Raw genomic sequence first — 17802 nt, 5'->3', positions numbered from 1 at the left:
TAGCCTGGTGTCGTACGACTTTCCTACTGCTCAGGAGGAAGTATGACCACGGACGATCGAACCGACGTAGCGGTACTGCGCGAGGTGCTCGCCGCGGTGGGCGGGCGCCCGGCACTTGGACCCGTCCACGCGGCGGCGTCGGCGCTGCTGGCGGAACTGGATACAGCGAACACGGACCCGTCGACGGTTCCGCCCGGTGACATTCCCGACGTGGATGTCCCGCACACGACGAAGCCTCACATCGACCAGCCGTTGGGGGATCCACAGGAATCGAGCCCGCGGTACGACCCGGCCGGTCCCGGAGATTCTCCGCTGGGCGGGACTCCGACGGAGATTCCTCGGCCGGGCGTCATCGACGCCGAGCTGGTGGACGACAGCGCTATCGACGGCGCCATCGGCGGGGGCGTGAGTTCTGGTTTCTCCAACCACGATTCGCCGACGGGTTTCACCGATCAGGGTGTCCCGACATGGGACAGTGTTCGAGACAAGGTCGAGAGTCGTTCGACGACGGCGTTGGGTCGCGAGGAGTTGGATCACGGGACGCCTGCGGGTCGCACGCTCGACGAGCAGTGGAACGAGCGTGAGGCTGCGGGTCGGAAGAAGCTGGACGAGATCCGGCGGTCCATGAAGGACGGGTGACCCCGCTCCTGAATGAGCTTGCATGGTGATGCATAATCATCGTATGAACGATCGGAATGGTGCGCCTCTGCGGATTGCCGTCGCGGGCGCCAGTGGATACGCAGGCGGCGAGATTCTGCGACTGTTGCTCGGTCATCCGGGCGTGCAGTCGGGACGTATCGTCATCGGATCTCTCACCGCGGGTGGCAATGCGGGCGCCTCGCTGGGCGAGTTCCATCCGCACCTGCTTCCCCTCGCGGACCGCGTTCTCGGTGAGACCACGCTGTCGGAACTCGAAGGACACGACGTCGTCTTCCTGGGCTTGCCGCACGGCAAGTCCGCGGAGATCGCGCAACAACTTCCTGAGTCCGTCGTGATCATCGACTGTGGCGCAGATTTCCGGTTGTCCGACGCCTCGGCCTGGGAGAAGTACTACAAGTCGCCGCACGCGGGCACGTGGCCGTACGGGTTGCCCGAGCTTCCCGGCCATCGCGAGAAGCTGATCGGAGCTACCCGGATCGCAGTGCCGGGGTGCTATCCGACGGTGTCGAGTCTTGCGCTCGCCCCTGCGGTGGCGGCGGGGATCGTCGAGTCGCGGGTGAACGTGGTGGCTGTCAGCGGCTCGTCGGGTGCGGGCCGTGCCCCCAAGGCGGATCTGCTCGGGTCGGAAGTGATGGGATCGGTTCGGGCGTACGGCGTGGCGGGTGCGCACCGGCACAATCCCGAGATCGTGCAGAACCTGTCGGCGCTGTCGCCGGAGCCGGTGTCCGTGTCGTTCACGCCCGTCCTGGCGCCGATGCCGCGGGGAATTCTGGCCACGTGCACCGCGCGGACCACGGCGACCGAGGCGCAGGCTGTCGAGGTGTACGAGAAGGCTTATGCTGCAGAGCCGTTCGTCCATGTGCTCTCGTCGGGGAGGTTGCCGCAAACGGGCGCGGTGATCGGATCCAACGCGGTGCAGCTCAGTGTGTCGGTGGACGCCGACGCCGGGCTGCTCGTCGTCATCGCTGCCATCGACAATCTGACCAAGGGGACGGCAGGCGCTGCGGTCCAATCCATGAATCTGGCTCTCGGACTGCCCGAGACCGACGGACTTTCGACTGTAGGAGTCGCACCGTGAGCAGTTCTACCGAAGCGGCGGAGCCTCAGGGCAAGCTTGTCCGGAATCAGGGTGTCACTGCGCCCGCCGGATTCAAGGGCGCCGGTATCGCGGCGGGTATCAAAGTCAGTGGCAAGTCCGACCTCGCGCTCGTGTTCAACGAAGGGCCCGACACGGCTGCGGCGGGTGTCTTCACTCGAAACAAGGTGAAGGCTGCGCCGGTGCTGTGGTCCCAGCAGGTGCTGACCGCGGGCAAGCTCCGTGCGGTGATTCTCAATTCCGGTGGGGCCAATGCCTGTACCGGCGCGGGCGGATTCCAGGACACGCACCGGACGGCCGAAGAGGTCGCGTCGGCGTTGAGCAATTGGGGTACCGAGACCGGTGCCGGTGAAGTCGCGGTCTGTTCGACGGGTCTGATCGGCGATCGGTTGCCGATGGACAAGTTGATTCCCGGTGTCACCGACGTGGTGCACGAGTTGGCGGGCGGTATCTCGGGCGGAACGGATGCCGCGTACGCGATCATGACAACCGATACGGTGCCCAAGCAGGCTGCCTTCCATCACGTCGACAAATGGAACGTCGGCGGAATGGCCAAGGGCGCGGGCATGCTTGCTCCTTCCCTGGCGACGATGCTCAGTGTTGTCACCACCGATGCCGTCGCAACGGCCGAGCAGTTGGACACCGCGTTGCGGAACGCGACCCGACTGTCCTACGACCGCCTCGATGTCGACGGGGCCACCTCCACCAACGACACAGTTCTGCTGCTCTCGTCGGGAGCCAGTGGTGTCGCGCCGAGCCAGGACGCACTGAACGCTGCGGTACTGGCGGTGTGCGACGATCTGGCCGATCAGTTGATGGCGGATGCCGAAGGCGTCACGAAGCGGGTGAAGGTCACGGTCTCCGGGGCTGCGTCGGAGGACGATGCTCTGGTCGGTGCGCGCACGGTGGCACGGGACAGCCTGGTCAAGACGGCTCTGTTCGGATCCGATCCCAACTGGGGCCGCGTGCTCGCAGCGATCGGTATCGCGCCGATCGAGCTGGACCCGAACCGTATCACCGTGTCGTTCAACGGAAGTCCGGTCTGCGTCGACGGTGTCGGAGCGCCCGGTGCCCGTGATGTCGATCTGTCCGGTGAGGACATCGAGGTTCGGATCGATCTCGGAATCGGAGACTCCGTCGTCACGATTCGCACGACCGACCTTTCCCACGGGTATGTCGAAGAGAACTCGGCGTACTCGTCGTGACCGAACTCGACCTGACCGCGTCGCAGAAGGCGCACACGCTGGCCGGTGCTTTGCCGTGGCTGCAGAAGTTCAACGACAAGATCGTCGTCGTCAAGTACGGCGGGAACGCGATGATCGACGAGGAACTCAAGCGCGCATTCGCCGAGGACATGGTCTTTCTCCGAACCGTCGGATTGCATCCCGTGGTGGTGCACGGCGGCGGGCCTCAGATCAACGCGATGCTGGCCAGGCTGGGCATGACCGGTGAATTCCGTGGTGGATTCCGCGTCACGACGCCCGAGGTGATGGATATCGTTCGGATGGTTCTGTTCGGCCAGGTCGGACGCGAGCTCGTCGGTCTGATCAACAGTCACGGGCCGTACGCCGTAGGAATCTCCGGCGAGGATGCGCATCTGTTCACGGCGTCCAAGCGTTCGGTGATGGTCGACGGTTCGCCGACCGACATCGGACTCGTCGGCGATGTCACGTCGGTGAATCCCGACGCGGTACTCGATCTCATTGCGGCAGGAAGGATTCCGGTGGTGTCGACCATCGCTCCCGACGCCGAGGGCGTCGTGCACAACATCAACGCGGACACCGCTGCCGCTGCGCTGGCCGAGGCGATCGGCGCGGAGAAGCTCGTCGTGCTCACCGATGTCGAAGGGCTGTACACGAATTGGCCGGATCGGTCGTCGTTGACGTCGGAGATCGACGTGGATTCACTGACTGCTCTGCTGCCCTCGCTCGATGCCGGGATGGTTCCCAAGATGGAGGCATGCCTGCGGGCGGTTCAGGGTGGTGTGCCGTCTGCACACGTCATCGACGGTAGGGTTCCGCATTCGGTACTGGTGGAACTGTTCACAGGCGAGGGCATCGGCACGATGGTGTCGGCGCCGGAACTATCAGGGGAGCATTCATGACCGAGCACACCACGACCCTCGACCTCCAGTCCCGGTGGTCGAATTCCTTGATGGACAACTACGGTGTGCCGCGCGTTGCTCTGGTGCGCGGTGAGGGCGCTGTGGTGACCGACGCCGACGGCAAGCAGTACCTCGACCTGCTCGCCGGCATCGCCGTCAACATTCTCGGCCATGCGCATCCCGCTGTGGTCGACGCGGTCACGACCCAGCTGTCGACGCTCGGGCACACCTCGAACCTGTATGCGACCGAGCCGGGTATCGCGCTCGCCGAGCAGTTGCTGTCCCATCTGGGTGCGAGCGTGCACGGACGAGTGTTCCTGTGCAATTCCGGTACCGAGGCCAACGAAGCAGCGTTCAAGATTGCGCGATTGACCGGTCGGCCCAAGATCATTGCCGCGGAGAAGGCGTTTCACGGGCGAACGATGGGTGCGCTCGCCTTGACGGGTCAGCCGGACAAGCGCGTGCCGTTCGAGCCGATGCCCGCCGGCGTGGAGCACGTGCCGTACGGAGATGTCGCCGCACTGGAGGCCGCGGTGGATTCGGACACTGCGGCAGTCTTCCTGGAACCGATCATGGGCGAGGGCGGTGTCGTGGTGCCGCCGGAGGGCTATCTGCTTGCCGCACGGGAGATCACGGCGCGGCACGGAGCACTGCTGATCCTCGACGAGGTGCAGACGGGCATCGGGCGGACCGGATGGTTCTACGCGCATCAGGCCGTCGGCATCGTCCCCGATGTCATCACGCTGGCGAAGGGGCTCGGCGGGGGACTGCCGATCGGTGCGTGCATCGGAATCGGCGAGGCAGCCGCGCTGCTCCATCCGGGCAAGCACGGTACGACCTTCGGTGGAAATCCGGTGTGCGCATCGGCCGCGCTCGCCGTGCTTCGGACTCTCGCCGAGGACGACCTGGTGTCCCACGCCGACAGGCTGGGAAAGGTGATCACGCATTCCATCGAGGAGTTGCACCACCCGCTGATCGATCACGTCCGCGGATCCGGTCTTCTGCTGGGTGTGGTGCTGACCAAGGCTGTCGCAGCCAAAGCCGAAGCAGCTGCTCGTGATGCAGGCTTCCTGATCAATGCCGCCCAGCCCGACGTTCTGCGCTTGGCCCCGCCACTGGTCCTCACCGAGGAACAGGCGGCGTCGTTCGTCGCGGCATTGCCCACAATTCTCGACACTGCCGACGAAACGGATTGACATGGCACTGAAGAACTTTCTCAAGGACGACGATCTCTCGCCGCAGGAGCAGGCCGAGGTGTTGGCGCTCGCAGCAGAACTCAAGCGCGCACCGTTCTCCAAGCGGCCGTTGGAGGGACCGCAGGGCGTCGGCGTCATCTTCGAGAAGAACTCCACCCGCACCCGCTTCTCGTTCGAGATCGGAATCGCGCAGCTCGGTGGTCATGCTGTGGTCGTCGACGGGCAGAGCACTCAGCTCGGACGTGAGGAGACGCTGCAGGACACCGGGCGTGTGCTGTCGCGTTACGTGGAGGCAGTCGTCTGGCGCACGTTCGGGCAGAAACGACTCGAGCAGATGGCCACCGGAGCGACGGTGCCGATCGTGAATGCGCTGTCCAACGAGTTCCATCCGTGCCAGGTTCTCGCCGATCTGCAGACTCTGGCCGAGCGGAAGGGCGAATTGAAGGGACTCGAACTCGCGTATTTCGGTGACGGTGCCAACAACATGGCGCATTCGCTGTTGCTGGGTGGTGTCACCGCGGGTATCGACGTGACCATCGCTGCGCCTCGTGAATTCGCGCCGCTGCCCGCTGTGGTCGAGGCGTCTCGTGCGCGCGCCGAGATCACCGGCGCACGTATCACGCTCACCGAGGACCCGTACGAAGCCGCGGAGGGGGCCGACGCCCTAGTAACCGACACGTGGACGTCGATGGGGCAGGAAAACGACGGTCTCGACCGTGTCGCCCCGTTCAGGCCGTACCGGATCGACGCCGAGCTGCTGTCCAAAGCCAAGTCCGATGCCGTTGTGCTGCACTGTCTTCCCGCGCATCGCGGCGAGGAGATCACCGACGAGGTGCTCGACGGCCCGCAGAGCGTGGTGTGGGACGAGGCCGAGAACCGTCTGCACGCACAGAAGGCGCTGCTGGTCTGGTTGCTCGAGCAGGCACGACGACCGTGAGCGAGGACGTGTCGTCGGTTCCGTTGACTGCTTCGACTCGGGCGGGGAGGCAGGCGCGGATCGTTGCGCTGCTGTCGAACCACCAGGTCCGCAGTCAGCCGGAACTGGCGACGCTCTTGGCGTCGGAGGGCATCGATGTCACCCAGGCGACGCTGTCGAGGGATCTCGACGAGTTGGGTGCCGTCAAGCTGCGTGCGGCCGACGGTGGCGTCGGGGTGTACGTGGTGCCCGAGGACGGTAATCCGGTGCGCGGGGTTTCAGGGGGGACCGACAGGTTGACCCGGCTGCTCGGTGAGCTGCTCGTGTCGACCGATTCGAGCGGCAATCAGGCCGTACTGCGGACCCCACCCGGGGCTGCGGGATACCTGGCGAGCGCGCTCGACCGGGCGTCGCTGCGAGAGATCGTCGGGACCGTCGCCGGAGACGACACGATCTTCGTGATCGCGCGAGAACCGATCACCGGCAGCGAACTTGCGGACAAGATCGAGAAATTGGCCCGACGTGCCGAATGATCCGAACGATGTGGAAAGCAGAACTGTGAGCGAACAGCACGGAACCAACGAAGGATCGCTGTGGGGCGGACGGTTCGCGTCCGGTCCGGCCGAGGCGATGGCGGCACTGAGCAAGTCGACGCACTTCGACTGGGTGTTGGCCCCGTACGACATTCGGGCGTCGATGGCACACGCACGCGTGTTGAACGGTGCGGGATTGTTGACGGCGGCGGACCTCGAGACGATGCTCGACGGTTTGTCTCGGTTGGCCGAGGACGTCGCTTCCGGTGAGTTCGCTGCCGCGGAGTCCGACGAAGATGTCCACGGAGCGCTCGAGCGGGGATTGATCGACAGGGTCGGTCCCGAGGTCGGAGGGAGGCTTCGGGCCGGACGCTCGCGCAACGACCAGGTGGCGACTCTGTTCAGGATGTGGCTGCGCGACGCTGTCCGGCGGGTCTCGGCAGGGGTCCTCGACGTCGTCGACGCGTTGGCCACGCAGGCTGCTGCGCACCCGGCTGCGGTCATGCCGGGCAAGACGCATTCGCAGGCCGCGCAACCGGTGCTGCTGGCCCACCATCTCCTGGCGCACACCCATCCTCTGTTGCGTGACGTCCAGAGGTTCCAGGATTTCGATCGCCGAGCCGCGGTGTCGCCGTACGGTTCGGGGGCCTTGGCGGGCTCGTCGCTTGGTCTGAGCCCGGAGAAGATCGCAGCCGAGTTGGGCTTCGATTCGTCGGCCGAGAATTCGATAGACGCGACCTCGTCACGTGACTTCGCGGCGGAAGCGTCGTTCGTGCTCGCGATGACCGCGGTCGATCTGTCGCGTCTCGCGGAGGAAATCGTGTCGTGGAGTACCCCGGAGTACGGCTACGTGACGCTCGCCGACGCGTGGTCGACGGGCAGCTCGATCATGCCGCAGAAGAAGAACCCCGACGTCGCGGAATTGACGCGCGGAAAGACGGGTCGGCTCATCGGTAATCTCACCGGCCTGTTGGCGACTCTGAAGGCACAGCCGTTGGCTTACAACCGGGATCTGCAGGAGGACAAGGAGCCGGTCTTCGATTCGGTGGCGCAGCTCGAGCTGTTGCTGCCCGCTCTCGCCGGATTGGTCGGGACGCTGGAGTTCCATGTGGATCGGTTGGCCGAGCTCGCGCCCGCAGGCTTCACGTTGGCGACGGATATCGCCGAGTGGATGGTGAGGCAGGGTGTTCCGTTCCGGGTGGCGCACGAGGCGGCCGGGGCGTGCGTTCGTGTTGCGGAGGGGCGCGGCGTCGGGTTGGAGGAGTTGACGGACGAGGAGTTGTCGTCGATCGATCCGTCGTTGACGCCGGCGGTTCGCGAGGTCCTGACCGTCGAGGGTTCCATTTCGTCGCGAGATTCTCGGGGCGGCACGGCTGCTGTGCAGGTGGCGAGCCAGCTCGGTGGTGTGCGGTCGACTGCGGAGAAGGCTCGCGCGTGGCTCGCCGACGGAATTCCTGCTCGCTGACAGAGAAATAAATCAGGCGCGCCGGATTCGAAGGGGTTCGGTATGAGAAGCTTCTGACGGGTCGGTGAGTGGCCGGTTCGAGCGGGGACAAGCGTCGAACGCAGGAGTGTGTTGTGGTGGGACTGAACGCAGACGCGATCCGCGGGCCGTTGCGGCGTGCGGTGGCGACTGCACAGAACGGCCTCGAAGTGATCCGTCTCGGCGGTCTGGAGACCGAGGTCGATCCGTCGCCGTTCAAGGTCGTCGATCGTGAGCCGATGTACCGGCTCCGTCGGTATTTCGCCGACGACGCCGACGAGGGTTCGAAGCCTCCGGTCGTGCTGGTGCCGCCGATGATGGTGTCGGCCGATGTGTACGACGTGACGACCGAGAACGGCGCTGCCGGCATTCTTCACGACATGGGCCTCGATCCGTGGGTGGTGGACTTCGGTTCGCCCGACACGGAGGAAGGCGGGTGGAGCCGGACTCTGGCGGATCATGTTGTCGCGATCAGCGAGGTGGTGGACAAGGTCCACACGATCACCGGCCGCGACGTCCACCTCGGCGGGTACTCGCAGGGCGGGATGTTCTGTTACCAGGCTGCGGCGTATCGGAGTGGCCGAAATCTGGCGAGTCTCATCACGTTCGGGGCGCCGGTGGACACGTTGGCGGCGTTGCCACTGGGTATTCCGGCCGGTGTGGCGACCAAGGGTGCCGAGTTTCTGGCGGATCACGTGTTCACTCGGATGGACGTCTCCGGGTGGATGGCACGGACCGGGTTCCAATTGTTGGATCCGGCGAAGACGGTGCGGTCTCGACTCGACTTCCTCCGGCAGCTGCACGACCGTGATGCGTTGTTGCCTCGCGAGCCGCAGAGGCGTTTTCTGGCGATGGACGGCTGGGTTGCGTGGTCCGGCCCGGCTGTGGCCGAGTTGTTGAAGCAGTTCGTGGTGCACAACCGCATGATGACGGGTGGATTCGTCATCAAGGATCGGTTGCTGACGCTGTCCGAGTTGTCGGTTCCGGTTCTCGCGTTCGTAGGCGAGGTCGACGACATCGGCCAGCCGTTGGCGGTGCGCGGCATCAAGCGTGCGGCGCCACGTGCGGAGATCTTCGAAAGCACTTTGCGTGCCGGTCACTTCGGGTTGGTGGTCGGCACCACCGCCGCGGCGCAGACGTGGCCTACAACGGGCGAGTGGATACGGTGGCGGGAAGGGCTGGGGGAGCAGCCATCCGGCGTGCACGAGATGGTGTACGACGAACATCCCGATTCCGAAAGCGGTGTGTCGGTCAGCAATCGAATCATTCATACGGCCGCGTCCATCGCGGAGGTGGGTGTCGGAGTAGGCCGCGGGCTCGCGGCAGCGGCGACGGGAGCGGTGAGAGGTACCCGCGAGATGTCGTCGGAGGCTGTGCGCACGTTGCCACGACTGGCGCGTCTCGGTCAGATGCAGGCGCATTCGACGGTGTCGTTGGGCAGGCTCATCGCTGATCAGGGACGTCGGTCGCCGTCGGGTGAGTGCTTCCTGTTCGACGATCGAGTCCACACGTACGAGGCCGTCAACGTCCGCATCGACAACGTCGTGAAGGGCCTTGTCGTCTCCGGCATCCGGCCGTCGGCGCGCATCGGTGTGCTCATGGAGACCCGTCCTAGCGCGCTGGCGGCCGTGGCCGCGTTGTCCAGAATCGGCGCAGTAGCAGTTCTGCTTCCTCCGGGCGGCAACCTCGAGAGCGCCCTGAGGGCGGTGGACGTCGACACCGTCGTCACCGACCCGGAGAACTTGAAGTCTGCGACGACCGTCGCCGCCAACGTTCTCGTTCTGGGTGGTGGTGACGCTCGTCAGCTGGACGTACCGACCGGGGCGGACGTCACCGACCTCGAAGCCGTCGATCCGGATTCGGTGCGGTTGCCTGCGTGGTTCGAGCCCAATCCGGGCCGCGCGAGGGAACTTGCGATGGTGCTGTTCACGGCAACGGATCGGGGCCTCGAGCCTCGCTACATCACCAACCACAGATGGGCGCTGTCGGCGTACGGAACCGCCACCGCGGCCGGGCTGAGTTCCGGAGACACGGTGTACTGCCTTGCTCCTCTTCATCATTCGGCGGGATTGTTGGTGAGTGTCGGTGGTGCGCTCGCCGGCGGGTCGCGTATTGCCCTGTCGCGGGGTCTCGACCCGGTTCGGTTCTCCGGTGAGGTTTCTCGCTATGGCGTGACCGTCATCAGCTACACCTGGGCAATGATGCAGAGCATCCTCGACGACGATCATCTCGATGTCGACCTCCGGCATGCGGTCCGTTTGTTCATCGGATCGGGAATGCCTGTCGGGCTGTGGAAACGAACGATGGAGCGTTTCTCGCCCGCTCGTGTTCTCGAGTTCTATGCCTCCACCGAGAACGACATCATCCTGGCCAACGTGGGTGGTTCGAAGATCGGATCGAAGGGCCGCCCGTTGCCGGGAAGTGCACGGGTGGCTCTGGCTGCCTACGACCCCATCACCGGGAGGTTGGAGGAGGACGACAACGGTTTCGTTCGGCTGTGCAAGGACGGCGAGGTCGGTTTGCTCCTCGGGCGTCCGAGCAACGAGGGCGAGGTCACAAGTCCTTTGATGCGGGGCGTGTTCGAGCCCGGTGATTCGTGGATTCCCACCGAGAACCTGTTTCGACGGGATTCCGACGGAGATTTCTGGCTGGTGGACCGCAAGGACACCGTCGTGAAGACACCTCGCGGGCCGGTGTTCACCCAACCCATCATCGATGCGTTCGGGGAGATTCCGCAGGTTCGATCCGTCGTCGTGTACGGAGTGGACATCGGTGGCAGTGCCGATTCGTCCCGGCGACTCGACCATGCCGACGAGGTCGCGATCTGCGGCATCTCGGTGCGGAAGGACAGCACGGTGCCGGGTAAGGCGATCACCGACGCCATGGGCGTGCTGCTGCCGAGCCAGCGTCCGGACATCGTTCATCTCGTCGATGCGATTCCGCTGGGGCGGGCGTATCGGCCACGGGAAACCGAACTACGAAAGTCTCGTATCCCAACGCCGAGTGCTCGGACCTGGTATTACGACGAGGAATCCAGTACCTACAAGCGGTTGACCAAAGCGATTGCCGCGCAACGCTTCGGCACCGACAGTGTGGCCGACGTCGGAACGGACTGAGCTCTGCTACGTGCGGTGGGTAAGGTTTCGGACGATCCCCGTGCGAATCGGTGACAGACGAAAGTGAGAAATCGGTGGCAATCGATCAGACACTGCTGAGCATCCTCGCGTGCCCTGTCGACAAGGGCCCGCTGTTGCTGGTGGAGGACGAGCTGCTCTACAACCCGCGGCTGCGTCGGGCATATCCGATCGAGAACGGTATCCCGGTCCTGCTCGTCGACGACGCGAGGGATGTGGACGACGCCGAGCACGAGTCGATTCTGGCTCGCGCTCGATCCTGATCGTCAGGGGACGAAGTCGGGCAGTTCACCGGCGAGATAGTGCTGCAACGTCGGTGCTGTCAGCGCCACCACGCGGTGCGCGGGCATCGAGGCGAGCGGTTCGATGCTCAGGATGTGGCGGGTGAGCAGTAGACCGGACATCTGGGAGGCAACGAGCGCGACTCGCAGAGGGCCGGACCCGACGGGTTCGTCGACTCTGTGTGCGATGTCGTCGAGCACGACGTGCATCAGAAAGGTCTTGATCAGGCCTACGTCGGCGCCTGCGATCAGTGAACGAAACGTGGCGACGACGGCCTGGCCGTTCTCGGAGTCCCAGACGGCAAGAATCGCAGTGAGTAGCGCCTCACCGAGCCGATCGGTGTCGGCGGCCAGGACTGGACGAAGTACTACCGTCGGATCGGTCGGCAGGGCGATCGACGCTACGAAGAGGTCTCGCTTGGTCCCGAAGTAGTGGTGCACGAGGGCGGAGTCGACGCCGGCGTCCGCGGCGATCGATCGGATCGAAGTCTTGTCGAAACCTGTAGCGGCGAAACGTGTTCGAGCGACTCTCAGTATCTCGTCGCGCGTGTCCGGTCGGCCCGGTCGTCGTCCCGTCCGTGCTCTGCCGGTCATGGTGTCCGCCGCCGCAGAGTTGCTGCTGCAGCGCACAACGCGGCGACCGTGAAGGCCAGAACGACGGCGACATCGGTGAAGAATCGCCCGGTGACGCTCGGGGCGGTAGAGATCTGGCTCAGCGCGTCGACTGCGTAACTGAGCGGCATGACGTTGCTGACGGCGTGTAGCCAGTCCGGCATCTGATTTCGGGGGACGAGTAGTCCGCACAGGAAAAGTTGCGGCACGACCACGACCGGCATGAACTGCACGGCCTGGAATTCGGTGCGAGCGAACGCGCTGCACAGCAGTCCGATCGCGACACCGAGAACGGCGCCGAGCACCGCGATCAGGAGCACCCAGGCAGGCGACCCTTCGGTGGAGAGTCCGAGCGCCCCGAACACGACCGCACAGGCCAGAAGCGACTGAACTATCGCAGCCAACGAGAAAGCCGAGGCGTATCCGGCCAGCAGATCCAGCTTGGACATCGGTGTCGTGAGCAGCCGTTCCAGTGTCCCGGAGCTGCGTTCGCGCTGCATGGCGATCGAGGTGATCAGAAACATCACTACGAACGGCAGTATTCCGAGCATGCTGACGGCGACGCGATCGAACAGCGGGGGAGCGCCCGGTGCCGTGGGAAAATCCTGGTAGAGGAAGTACAGCAGAACCATGAGCAGGGACGGGACGAGAAGGATCATCGCGACGGTTCGGTGATCGGCGCGGAGCTGACGCAGAATCCGGGTGGTCCCGGCTGCGTAGATGTGCACATTCATCGGACACCGCTTTCCGTGGTGCGAATGAGGGTCAGGAACGCGTGTTCGAGGCTCGATTCGCCCGTGCGGTGCAACAGCTCCCGGGGCGCGAGTTGTGCAAGTACCGAACCGTCGCGCATCAGGACCAGCTCGGAGCAGTGCTCGGCTTCTTCCATGACGTGGCTGGATACCAGCAGCGTCGCGCCGGAGTGGACGATGTCCTCGAATCGTGACCACAGTTCGGCTCGCAGCACGGGATCGAGCCCGACGGTGGGTTCGTCCAACACGAGTAGTTCGGGCTCGGCGACGAGCGCGCTGGCCAAGGACACGCGGCCGAGTTGCCCACCGGACAGATTTCCCGCCGGCGACGACGCATGCTCACCCAGACCCACGGAATCGATCGCGGACGAGACCGAACGGGAATCGCGTCCGTACAGCGCGGCGAAGTAGGCCACGTTGTCGCGGACCGAGAGGTCGCGGTAGACACTCGGGGCCTGGGTCACGTAGCCGACTTTGCGGCGCAGTGCTCTCGAGCCTGCCGGTTTACCCAGCACGGTGACCGTTCCCGACTCGACCACCTGGGTACCGACGATCGCTCTCATGAGTGTTGTCTTGCCGCATCCGGACGGGCCGAGCAGGCCGGTGATGTGGCCGGCGGGGATGGACATGGTCACCGCGTCGAGAACTGTGCGCTTGCCCCGCCGGACGACGAGGTTCTCGACGATGACCGCCGGATCGGGTGCGATCGTCATGGTGTCCTCCATAATTCATCGGCTGATGAAATCACTGTGTGATGAATTCAAGACCTTCCGGGTGGTCGACGTCAAAGGCTCCAAGCGCCAGGGAAAGATCAGCTGTGTGAACGCAGAGGATCTGAACTGCCATCCCGTCGAGGCCGCGCGGAACCTGCTCGGCGTCGAACTTCGAGTGGAGAACGTGCGCGTGCGAGTCGTCGAAGTCGAGGCGTACGGCGGACCCGAAGGGGGACCCTGGCCGGATCCCGCTGCTCACTCCTATCGCGGCCCGACTCCGCGTAACCGCGTGATGTTCGGTTCGGCGGGACGGGTGTACGTCTATTCGAGCTACGGCATGCACCTGTGCATGAACGTCACCTGCGGTCCCGACGGTGAAGCCGCCGCAGTGTTGCTGCGAGCCGCCGAGCTGGTGGACGGTGAGGAAGCAGTACGGCGCCGGAGAGGCGACCGAGTTGCTTCCAGGAAGCTGGTCAGCGGGCCGGGTAACTTGGGGCAGGCCATCGGCGCCCAGCTCTCGGACAACGGAATGGACCTGTTCGACGGATCGTCGCGGATCGTTCTCGCCGCTGGGCGGGCCGGTCGTCCGACCGACGTGGCCGAAGGCCCGAGGGTGGGAGTCAGCAAGGCTGCCGACAGACCGTGGAGGTTCTGGATCCCGCGCTCCGACGCGGTGTCGGCGTATCGCCGGAGCCCGCGGGCGCCGGCGTCCTGACCGAGCCCGACGAGGGCGAGGTTCCTGTTCGACGTCGGATGCGGAAAGATCGAAGGCGTGAGCGAGAACATCATCGACGAATTGACCTGGCGCGGATTGATCGCGCAGTCCACCGACGTGGACGAACTGAAGAAGGCGACGTCCGACGGGCCGATCACTCTTTATGCGGGCTTCGACCCGACCGGTCCCAGCCTTCATGCAGGCCACCTCGTTCCGCTGTTGGCGCTCAAGCGTTTTCAACGTGCAGGCCACCGGCCGATTGTCCTGGCAGGCGGTGCCACCGGACTGATCGGCGATCCTCGTGACGTGGGGGAGCGGGTCATGAACTCGTCCGACACCGTCCGGGACTGGGCCGACCGTATCCGCGGCCAGCTCGAGCGATTCGTCGAGTTCGACGACGGCGCGACGGGTGCGATCGTCGAGAACAACTTGAACTGGACCGGTCCGCTGTCGGCGATCGATTTCCTTCGTGACGTCGGCAAGCATTTCTCGGTGAACGTGATGCTTGCGCGGGACACGGTGAAAACGCGTCTCGAGGCCGACGGAATGTCCTACACCGAGTTCAGCTACATGCTTCTTCAGGCGAACGACTACGTCCAACTTCGTCGCACGCACGGGTGCACGCTCCAGATCGGCGGTTCGGATCAGTGGGGCAACATCATCGCCGGCGTCGAGCTCAACCGACGCAAGGACGGTGAGTCGGTCCACGCGCTGACGGTGCCCCTGGTCACGTCGGCGGACGGAAAGAAGTTCGGAAAGTCCACCGGTGGCGGGAGCCTGTGGCTCGACCCGGAAATGACCAGCCCGTACGCCTGGTACCAGTACTTCGTGAACACCGGCGATGCCGATGTCGTCAAGTACCTCCGTTGGTTCACCTTTCTCGATCAGGCCGAACTCGACCAGCTCGACGAAGCGACGCGTGAACGTCCGCATGCGCGGGAGGCTCAGAAGCGTCTGGCAGCCGAGATGACGACATTGGTGCACGGAGAGGCGAACACACGTGCAGTCGAGCTGGCCAGCCAAGCACTGTTCGGCCGCGCCGAACTTGCCGATCTCGACGAGTCGACGTTGGCAGCCGCACTCGGTGAGACGCCGGTAGCCGACCTCGCGCCGGGAGAGCCGTCGACGATCGTCGACTTGCTCGTCGCAACCGGTCTCTCCGAGAGCAAGGGCGCAGCACGTCGCGCAGTGAAGGAGGGCGGTGCCTCGGTCAACAACCAGAAAATCGCCGACGAGGAGTGGACGCCGTCACCCGAGGATCTGCTGCACGGCCGTTGGTTGGTCGTACGTCGGGGAAAGCGGAACTTCGCAGGTGTGCGCGTAGCTTCCTAGCACTACGGCGTCGAGGTGGTGCGAGTCACACAGGTGTGATTCGAGTGTTTGGTGGGTAGATAACTCTCTGTACGCGTCACCACCTCGGCGTTTGTCGTTCGGATTCTCGGCGACCTGGGGATTTGACGCGCAGTTTCCTGTGCCGTAACTTTTGTCGAGTCAGAGCGACACGGACACCGACTCCAGCCGAGAGGCCGGAGACAACGAGGTTGGACGGTAGCTTTTGATTGGTTTGTCCCCCAAGAGTCGGAGCTTGCATCCGAGACCAAGCTGGGATAGGCTGGAACAGTTGCCCTTGATGCTGGTAGGCGTGAGTCTGCGGGTGGAGAGTGTGTGCGTGTTCTTTGAGAACTCAACAGTGTGTCGATGAATGTCAGTGCCGAATGTTTTTGGTGCTCATGCCTTTTGGGTGTGGGTGTGACATCTTCTTGCTTCATTCTTCCCGTCTGGGGTGAGAAGATTTTTTGTAATGCTAGTTGAGTTTTTTTGCTAGTGATTTGGACTTGATGTCATTTGACTGATTCACGATCTTCGGATTGTTGTTTCTAGAGTCTTTTACGGAGAGTTTGATCCTGGCTCAGGACGAACGCTGGCGGCGTGCTTAACACATGCAAGTCGAGCGGTAAGGCCTTTCGGGGTACACGAGCGGCGAACGGGTGAGTAACACGTGGGTGATCTGCCCTGCACTCTGGGATAAGCCTGGGAAACTGGGTCTAATACTGGATATGACCTCAGCATGCATGTGCTGGGGTGGAAAGCTTTTGTGGTGCAGGATGGGCCCGCGGCCTATCAGCTTGTTGGTGGGGTAATGGCCTACCAAGGCGACGACGGGTAGCCGACCTGAGAGGGTGACCGGCCACACTGGGACTGAGACACGGCCCAGACTCCTACGGGAGGCAGCAGTGGGGAATATTGCACAATGGGCGGAAGCCTGATGCAGCGACGCCGCGTGAGGGATGAAGGCCTTCGGGTTGTAAACCTCTTTCAGCAGGGACGAAGCGTGAGTGACGGTACCTGCAGAAGAAGCACCGGCTAACTACGTGCCAGCAGCCGCGGTAATACGTAGGGTGCGAGCGTTGTCCGGAATTACTGGGCGTAAAGAGTTCGTAGGCGGTTTGTCGCGTCGTTTGTGAAAACCCGGGGCTCAACTTCGGGCTTGCAGGCGATACGGGCAGACTTGAGTGTTTCAGGGGAGACTGGAATTCCTGGTGTAGCGGTGAAATGCGCAGATATCAGGAGGAACACCGGTGGCGAAGGCGGGTCTCTGGGAAACAACTGACGCTGAGGAACGAAAGCGTGGGTAGCAAACAGGATTAGATACCCTGGTAGTCCACGCCGTAAACGGTGGGCGCTAGGTGTGGGTTCCTTCCACGGGATCTGTGCCGTAGCTAACGCATTAAGCGCCCCGCCTGGGGAGTACGGCCGCAAGGCTAAAACTCAAAGGAATTGACGGGGGCCCGCACAAGCGGCGGAGCATGTGGATTAATTCGATGCAACGCGAAGAACCTTACCTGGGTTTGACATACACCGGAAAGCTGCAGAGATGTGGCCCCCCTTGTGGTCGGTGTACAGGTGGTGCATGGCTGTCGTCAGCTCGTGTCGTGAGATGTTGGGTTAAGTCCCGCAACGAGCGCAACCCTTGTCTTATGTTGCCAGCGCGTTATGGCGGGGACTCGTAAGAGACTGCCGGGGTCAACTCGGAGGAAGGTGGGGACGACGTCAAGTCATCATGCCCCTTATGTCCAGGGCTTCACACATGCTACAATGGCCAGTACAGAGGGCTGCGAGACCGTGAGGTGGAGCGAATCCCTTAAAGCTGGTCTCAGTTCGGATCGGGGTCTGCAACTCGACCCCGTGAAGTCGGAGTCGCTAGTAATCGCAGATCAGCAACGCTGCGGTGAATACGTTCCCGGGCCTTGTACACACCGCCCGTCACGTCATGAAAGTCGGTAACACCCGAAGCCGGTGGCCTAACCCCTTGTGGGAGGGAGCCGTCGAAGGTGGGATCGGCGATTGGGACGAAGTCGTAACAAGGTAGCCGTACCGGAAGGTGCGGCTGGATCACCTCCTTTCTAAGGAGCCTCTTCTCTACTCGGACCGTCACACAGGTGACGGGGGAGTGAGACAGAAACCGTTTCGGATGCATACGTCATCCGGCGGTGCTCACGGGTGGAACACTGACAACCAACTTGTTCATCGTGTGGCCGGCCCTTGCGTCGACCATCGAACTGGTTATATCGGCATACTGTTGGGTCCTGAGAGAACACGTGAGTGT

At 63.7% G+C, this 17802-nt stretch carries 15 protein-coding genes and 1 rRNA gene; 13 read left to right on the top strand and 3 right to left on the bottom strand.

Features of this window, described 5'->3' with window-relative positions:
• The first annotated feature begins 42 nt into the window (after positions 1-42).
• The 10 genes from BH95_RS01085 to BH95_RS01040 all read left to right on the top strand — a co-directional run bounded on the left by BH95_RS01085 (position 43) and on the right by BH95_RS01040 (position 11385).
• Positions 43-639 (top strand): hypothetical protein, encoded by a 597-nt coding sequence (locus BH95_RS01085; RefSeq protein WP_037180689.1) that lies wholly within the window; start codon positions 43-45, stop codon positions 637-639.
• 43 nt (positions 640-682) lie between these two features.
• Positions 683-1738, top strand: coding sequence for an N-acetyl-gamma-glutamyl-phosphate reductase (gene argC / locus BH95_RS01080; protein WP_037180687.1), 1056 nt, complete (start codon positions 683-685; stop codon positions 1736-1738).
• Positions 1735-2961, top strand: a complete 1227-nt coding sequence (gene argJ / locus BH95_RS01075; protein ID WP_019665802.1) for a bifunctional glutamate N-acetyltransferase/amino-acid acetyltransferase ArgJ — start codon at positions 1735-1737, stop codon at positions 2959-2961. The genes argC and argJ overlap by 4 nt, the downstream gene beginning before the upstream one ends.
• Positions 2958-3860: an acetylglutamate kinase gene (gene argB / locus BH95_RS01070; RefSeq protein ID WP_037180686.1), complete on the top strand. Its 903-nt coding sequence runs from the start codon at positions 2958-2960 to the stop codon at positions 3858-3860. The genes argJ and argB overlap by 4 nt, the downstream gene beginning before the upstream one ends.
• The gene (locus tag BH95_RS01065) at positions 3857-5056 is read left to right on the top strand and encodes an acetylornithine transaminase (protein ID WP_020112054.1); all 1200 of its coding nucleotides are present in this window, start codon (positions 3857-3859) and stop codon (positions 5054-5056) included. Before argB ends, BH95_RS01065 begins: the two co-directional genes overlap by 4 nt.
• Position 5057: 1 nt before the next feature.
• On the top strand, positions 5058-5993 hold the full coding sequence (gene argF, locus BH95_RS01060) for an ornithine carbamoyltransferase (protein ID WP_019665799.1): 936 nt from the start codon (positions 5058-5060) through the stop codon (positions 5991-5993).
• Entirely contained in the window at positions 5990-6505 is a 516-nt protein-coding gene (locus tag BH95_RS01055) for an arginine repressor (RefSeq protein WP_019665798.1), read from the top strand. The genes argF and BH95_RS01055 overlap by 4 nt, the downstream gene beginning before the upstream one ends.
• A 25-nt stretch (positions 6506-6530) precedes the next feature.
• On the top strand, positions 6531-7970 hold the full coding sequence (gene argH / locus BH95_RS01050; protein WP_027498866.1) for an argininosuccinate lyase: 1440 nt from the start codon (positions 6531-6533) through the stop codon (positions 7968-7970).
• Positions 7971-8083: 113 nt separating this feature from the next.
• The gene (locus tag BH95_RS01045) at positions 8084-11104 is read left to right on the top strand and encodes an AMP-binding protein (RefSeq protein ID WP_019665796.1); all 3021 of its coding nucleotides are present in this window, start codon (positions 8084-8086) and stop codon (positions 11102-11104) included.
• A gap of 74 nt (positions 11105-11178) precedes the next feature.
• A complete protein-coding gene (locus BH95_RS01040) occupies positions 11179-11385 on the top strand; it encodes a Trm112 family protein (protein ID WP_026347891.1) in 207 nt (68 codons plus the stop codon).
• Positions 11386-11388: 3 nt separating this feature from the next.
• On the opposite strand, the gene BH95_RS01035 is transcribed toward BH95_RS01040, so the two are convergent.
• The 3 genes from BH95_RS01035 to BH95_RS01025 are packed head-to-tail and all read right to left on the bottom strand — an operon-like array spanning position 11389 to position 13492.
• A complete protein-coding gene (locus BH95_RS01035) occupies positions 11389-11997 on the bottom strand; it encodes a TetR/AcrR family transcriptional regulator (protein ID WP_027498867.1) in 609 nt (202 codons plus the stop codon).
• Positions 11994-12749, bottom strand: a complete 756-nt coding sequence (locus BH95_RS01030; RefSeq protein ID WP_037142005.1) for an ABC transporter permease — start codon at positions 12747-12749, stop codon at positions 11994-11996. The genes BH95_RS01035 and BH95_RS01030 overlap by 4 nt, the downstream gene beginning before the upstream one ends.
• Positions 12746-13492 (bottom strand): ABC transporter ATP-binding protein, encoded by a 747-nt coding sequence (locus BH95_RS01025; RefSeq protein ID WP_019665792.1) that lies wholly within the window; start codon positions 13490-13492, stop codon positions 12746-12748. The genes BH95_RS01030 and BH95_RS01025 overlap by 4 nt, the downstream gene beginning before the upstream one ends.
• Positions 13493-13505: 13 nt before the next feature.
• Between BH95_RS01025 and BH95_RS01020 the strand changes: the two genes are divergently transcribed.
• From BH95_RS01020 to BH95_RS01010, 3 genes are all read left to right on the top strand, one after another.
• A complete protein-coding gene (locus tag BH95_RS01020) occupies positions 13506-14195 on the top strand; it encodes a DNA-3-methyladenine glycosylase (protein ID WP_037180684.1) in 690 nt (229 codons plus the stop codon).
• Between the two features lie 57 nt (positions 14196-14252).
• Entirely contained in the window at positions 14253-15527 is a 1275-nt protein-coding gene (gene tyrS, locus BH95_RS01015; RefSeq protein WP_037180682.1) for a tyrosine--tRNA ligase, read from the top strand.
• 554 nt (positions 15528-16081) lie between these two features.
• Positions 16082-17599, top strand: a 16S ribosomal RNA gene (locus tag BH95_RS01010).
• Positions 17600-17802 lie beyond the last annotated feature (203 nt).

Origin of the sequence: Rhodococcoides fascians A44A (genome assembly GCF_000760735.1) — a bacterium.
In the GTDB taxonomy this organism is placed as follows: domain Bacteria; phylum Actinomycetota; class Actinomycetes; order Mycobacteriales; family Mycobacteriaceae; genus Rhodococcoides; species Rhodococcoides fascians_E.
Note: the sequence above shows the minus strand (reverse complement) of the source record. Positions and strands in the feature narration are given on the sequence as shown.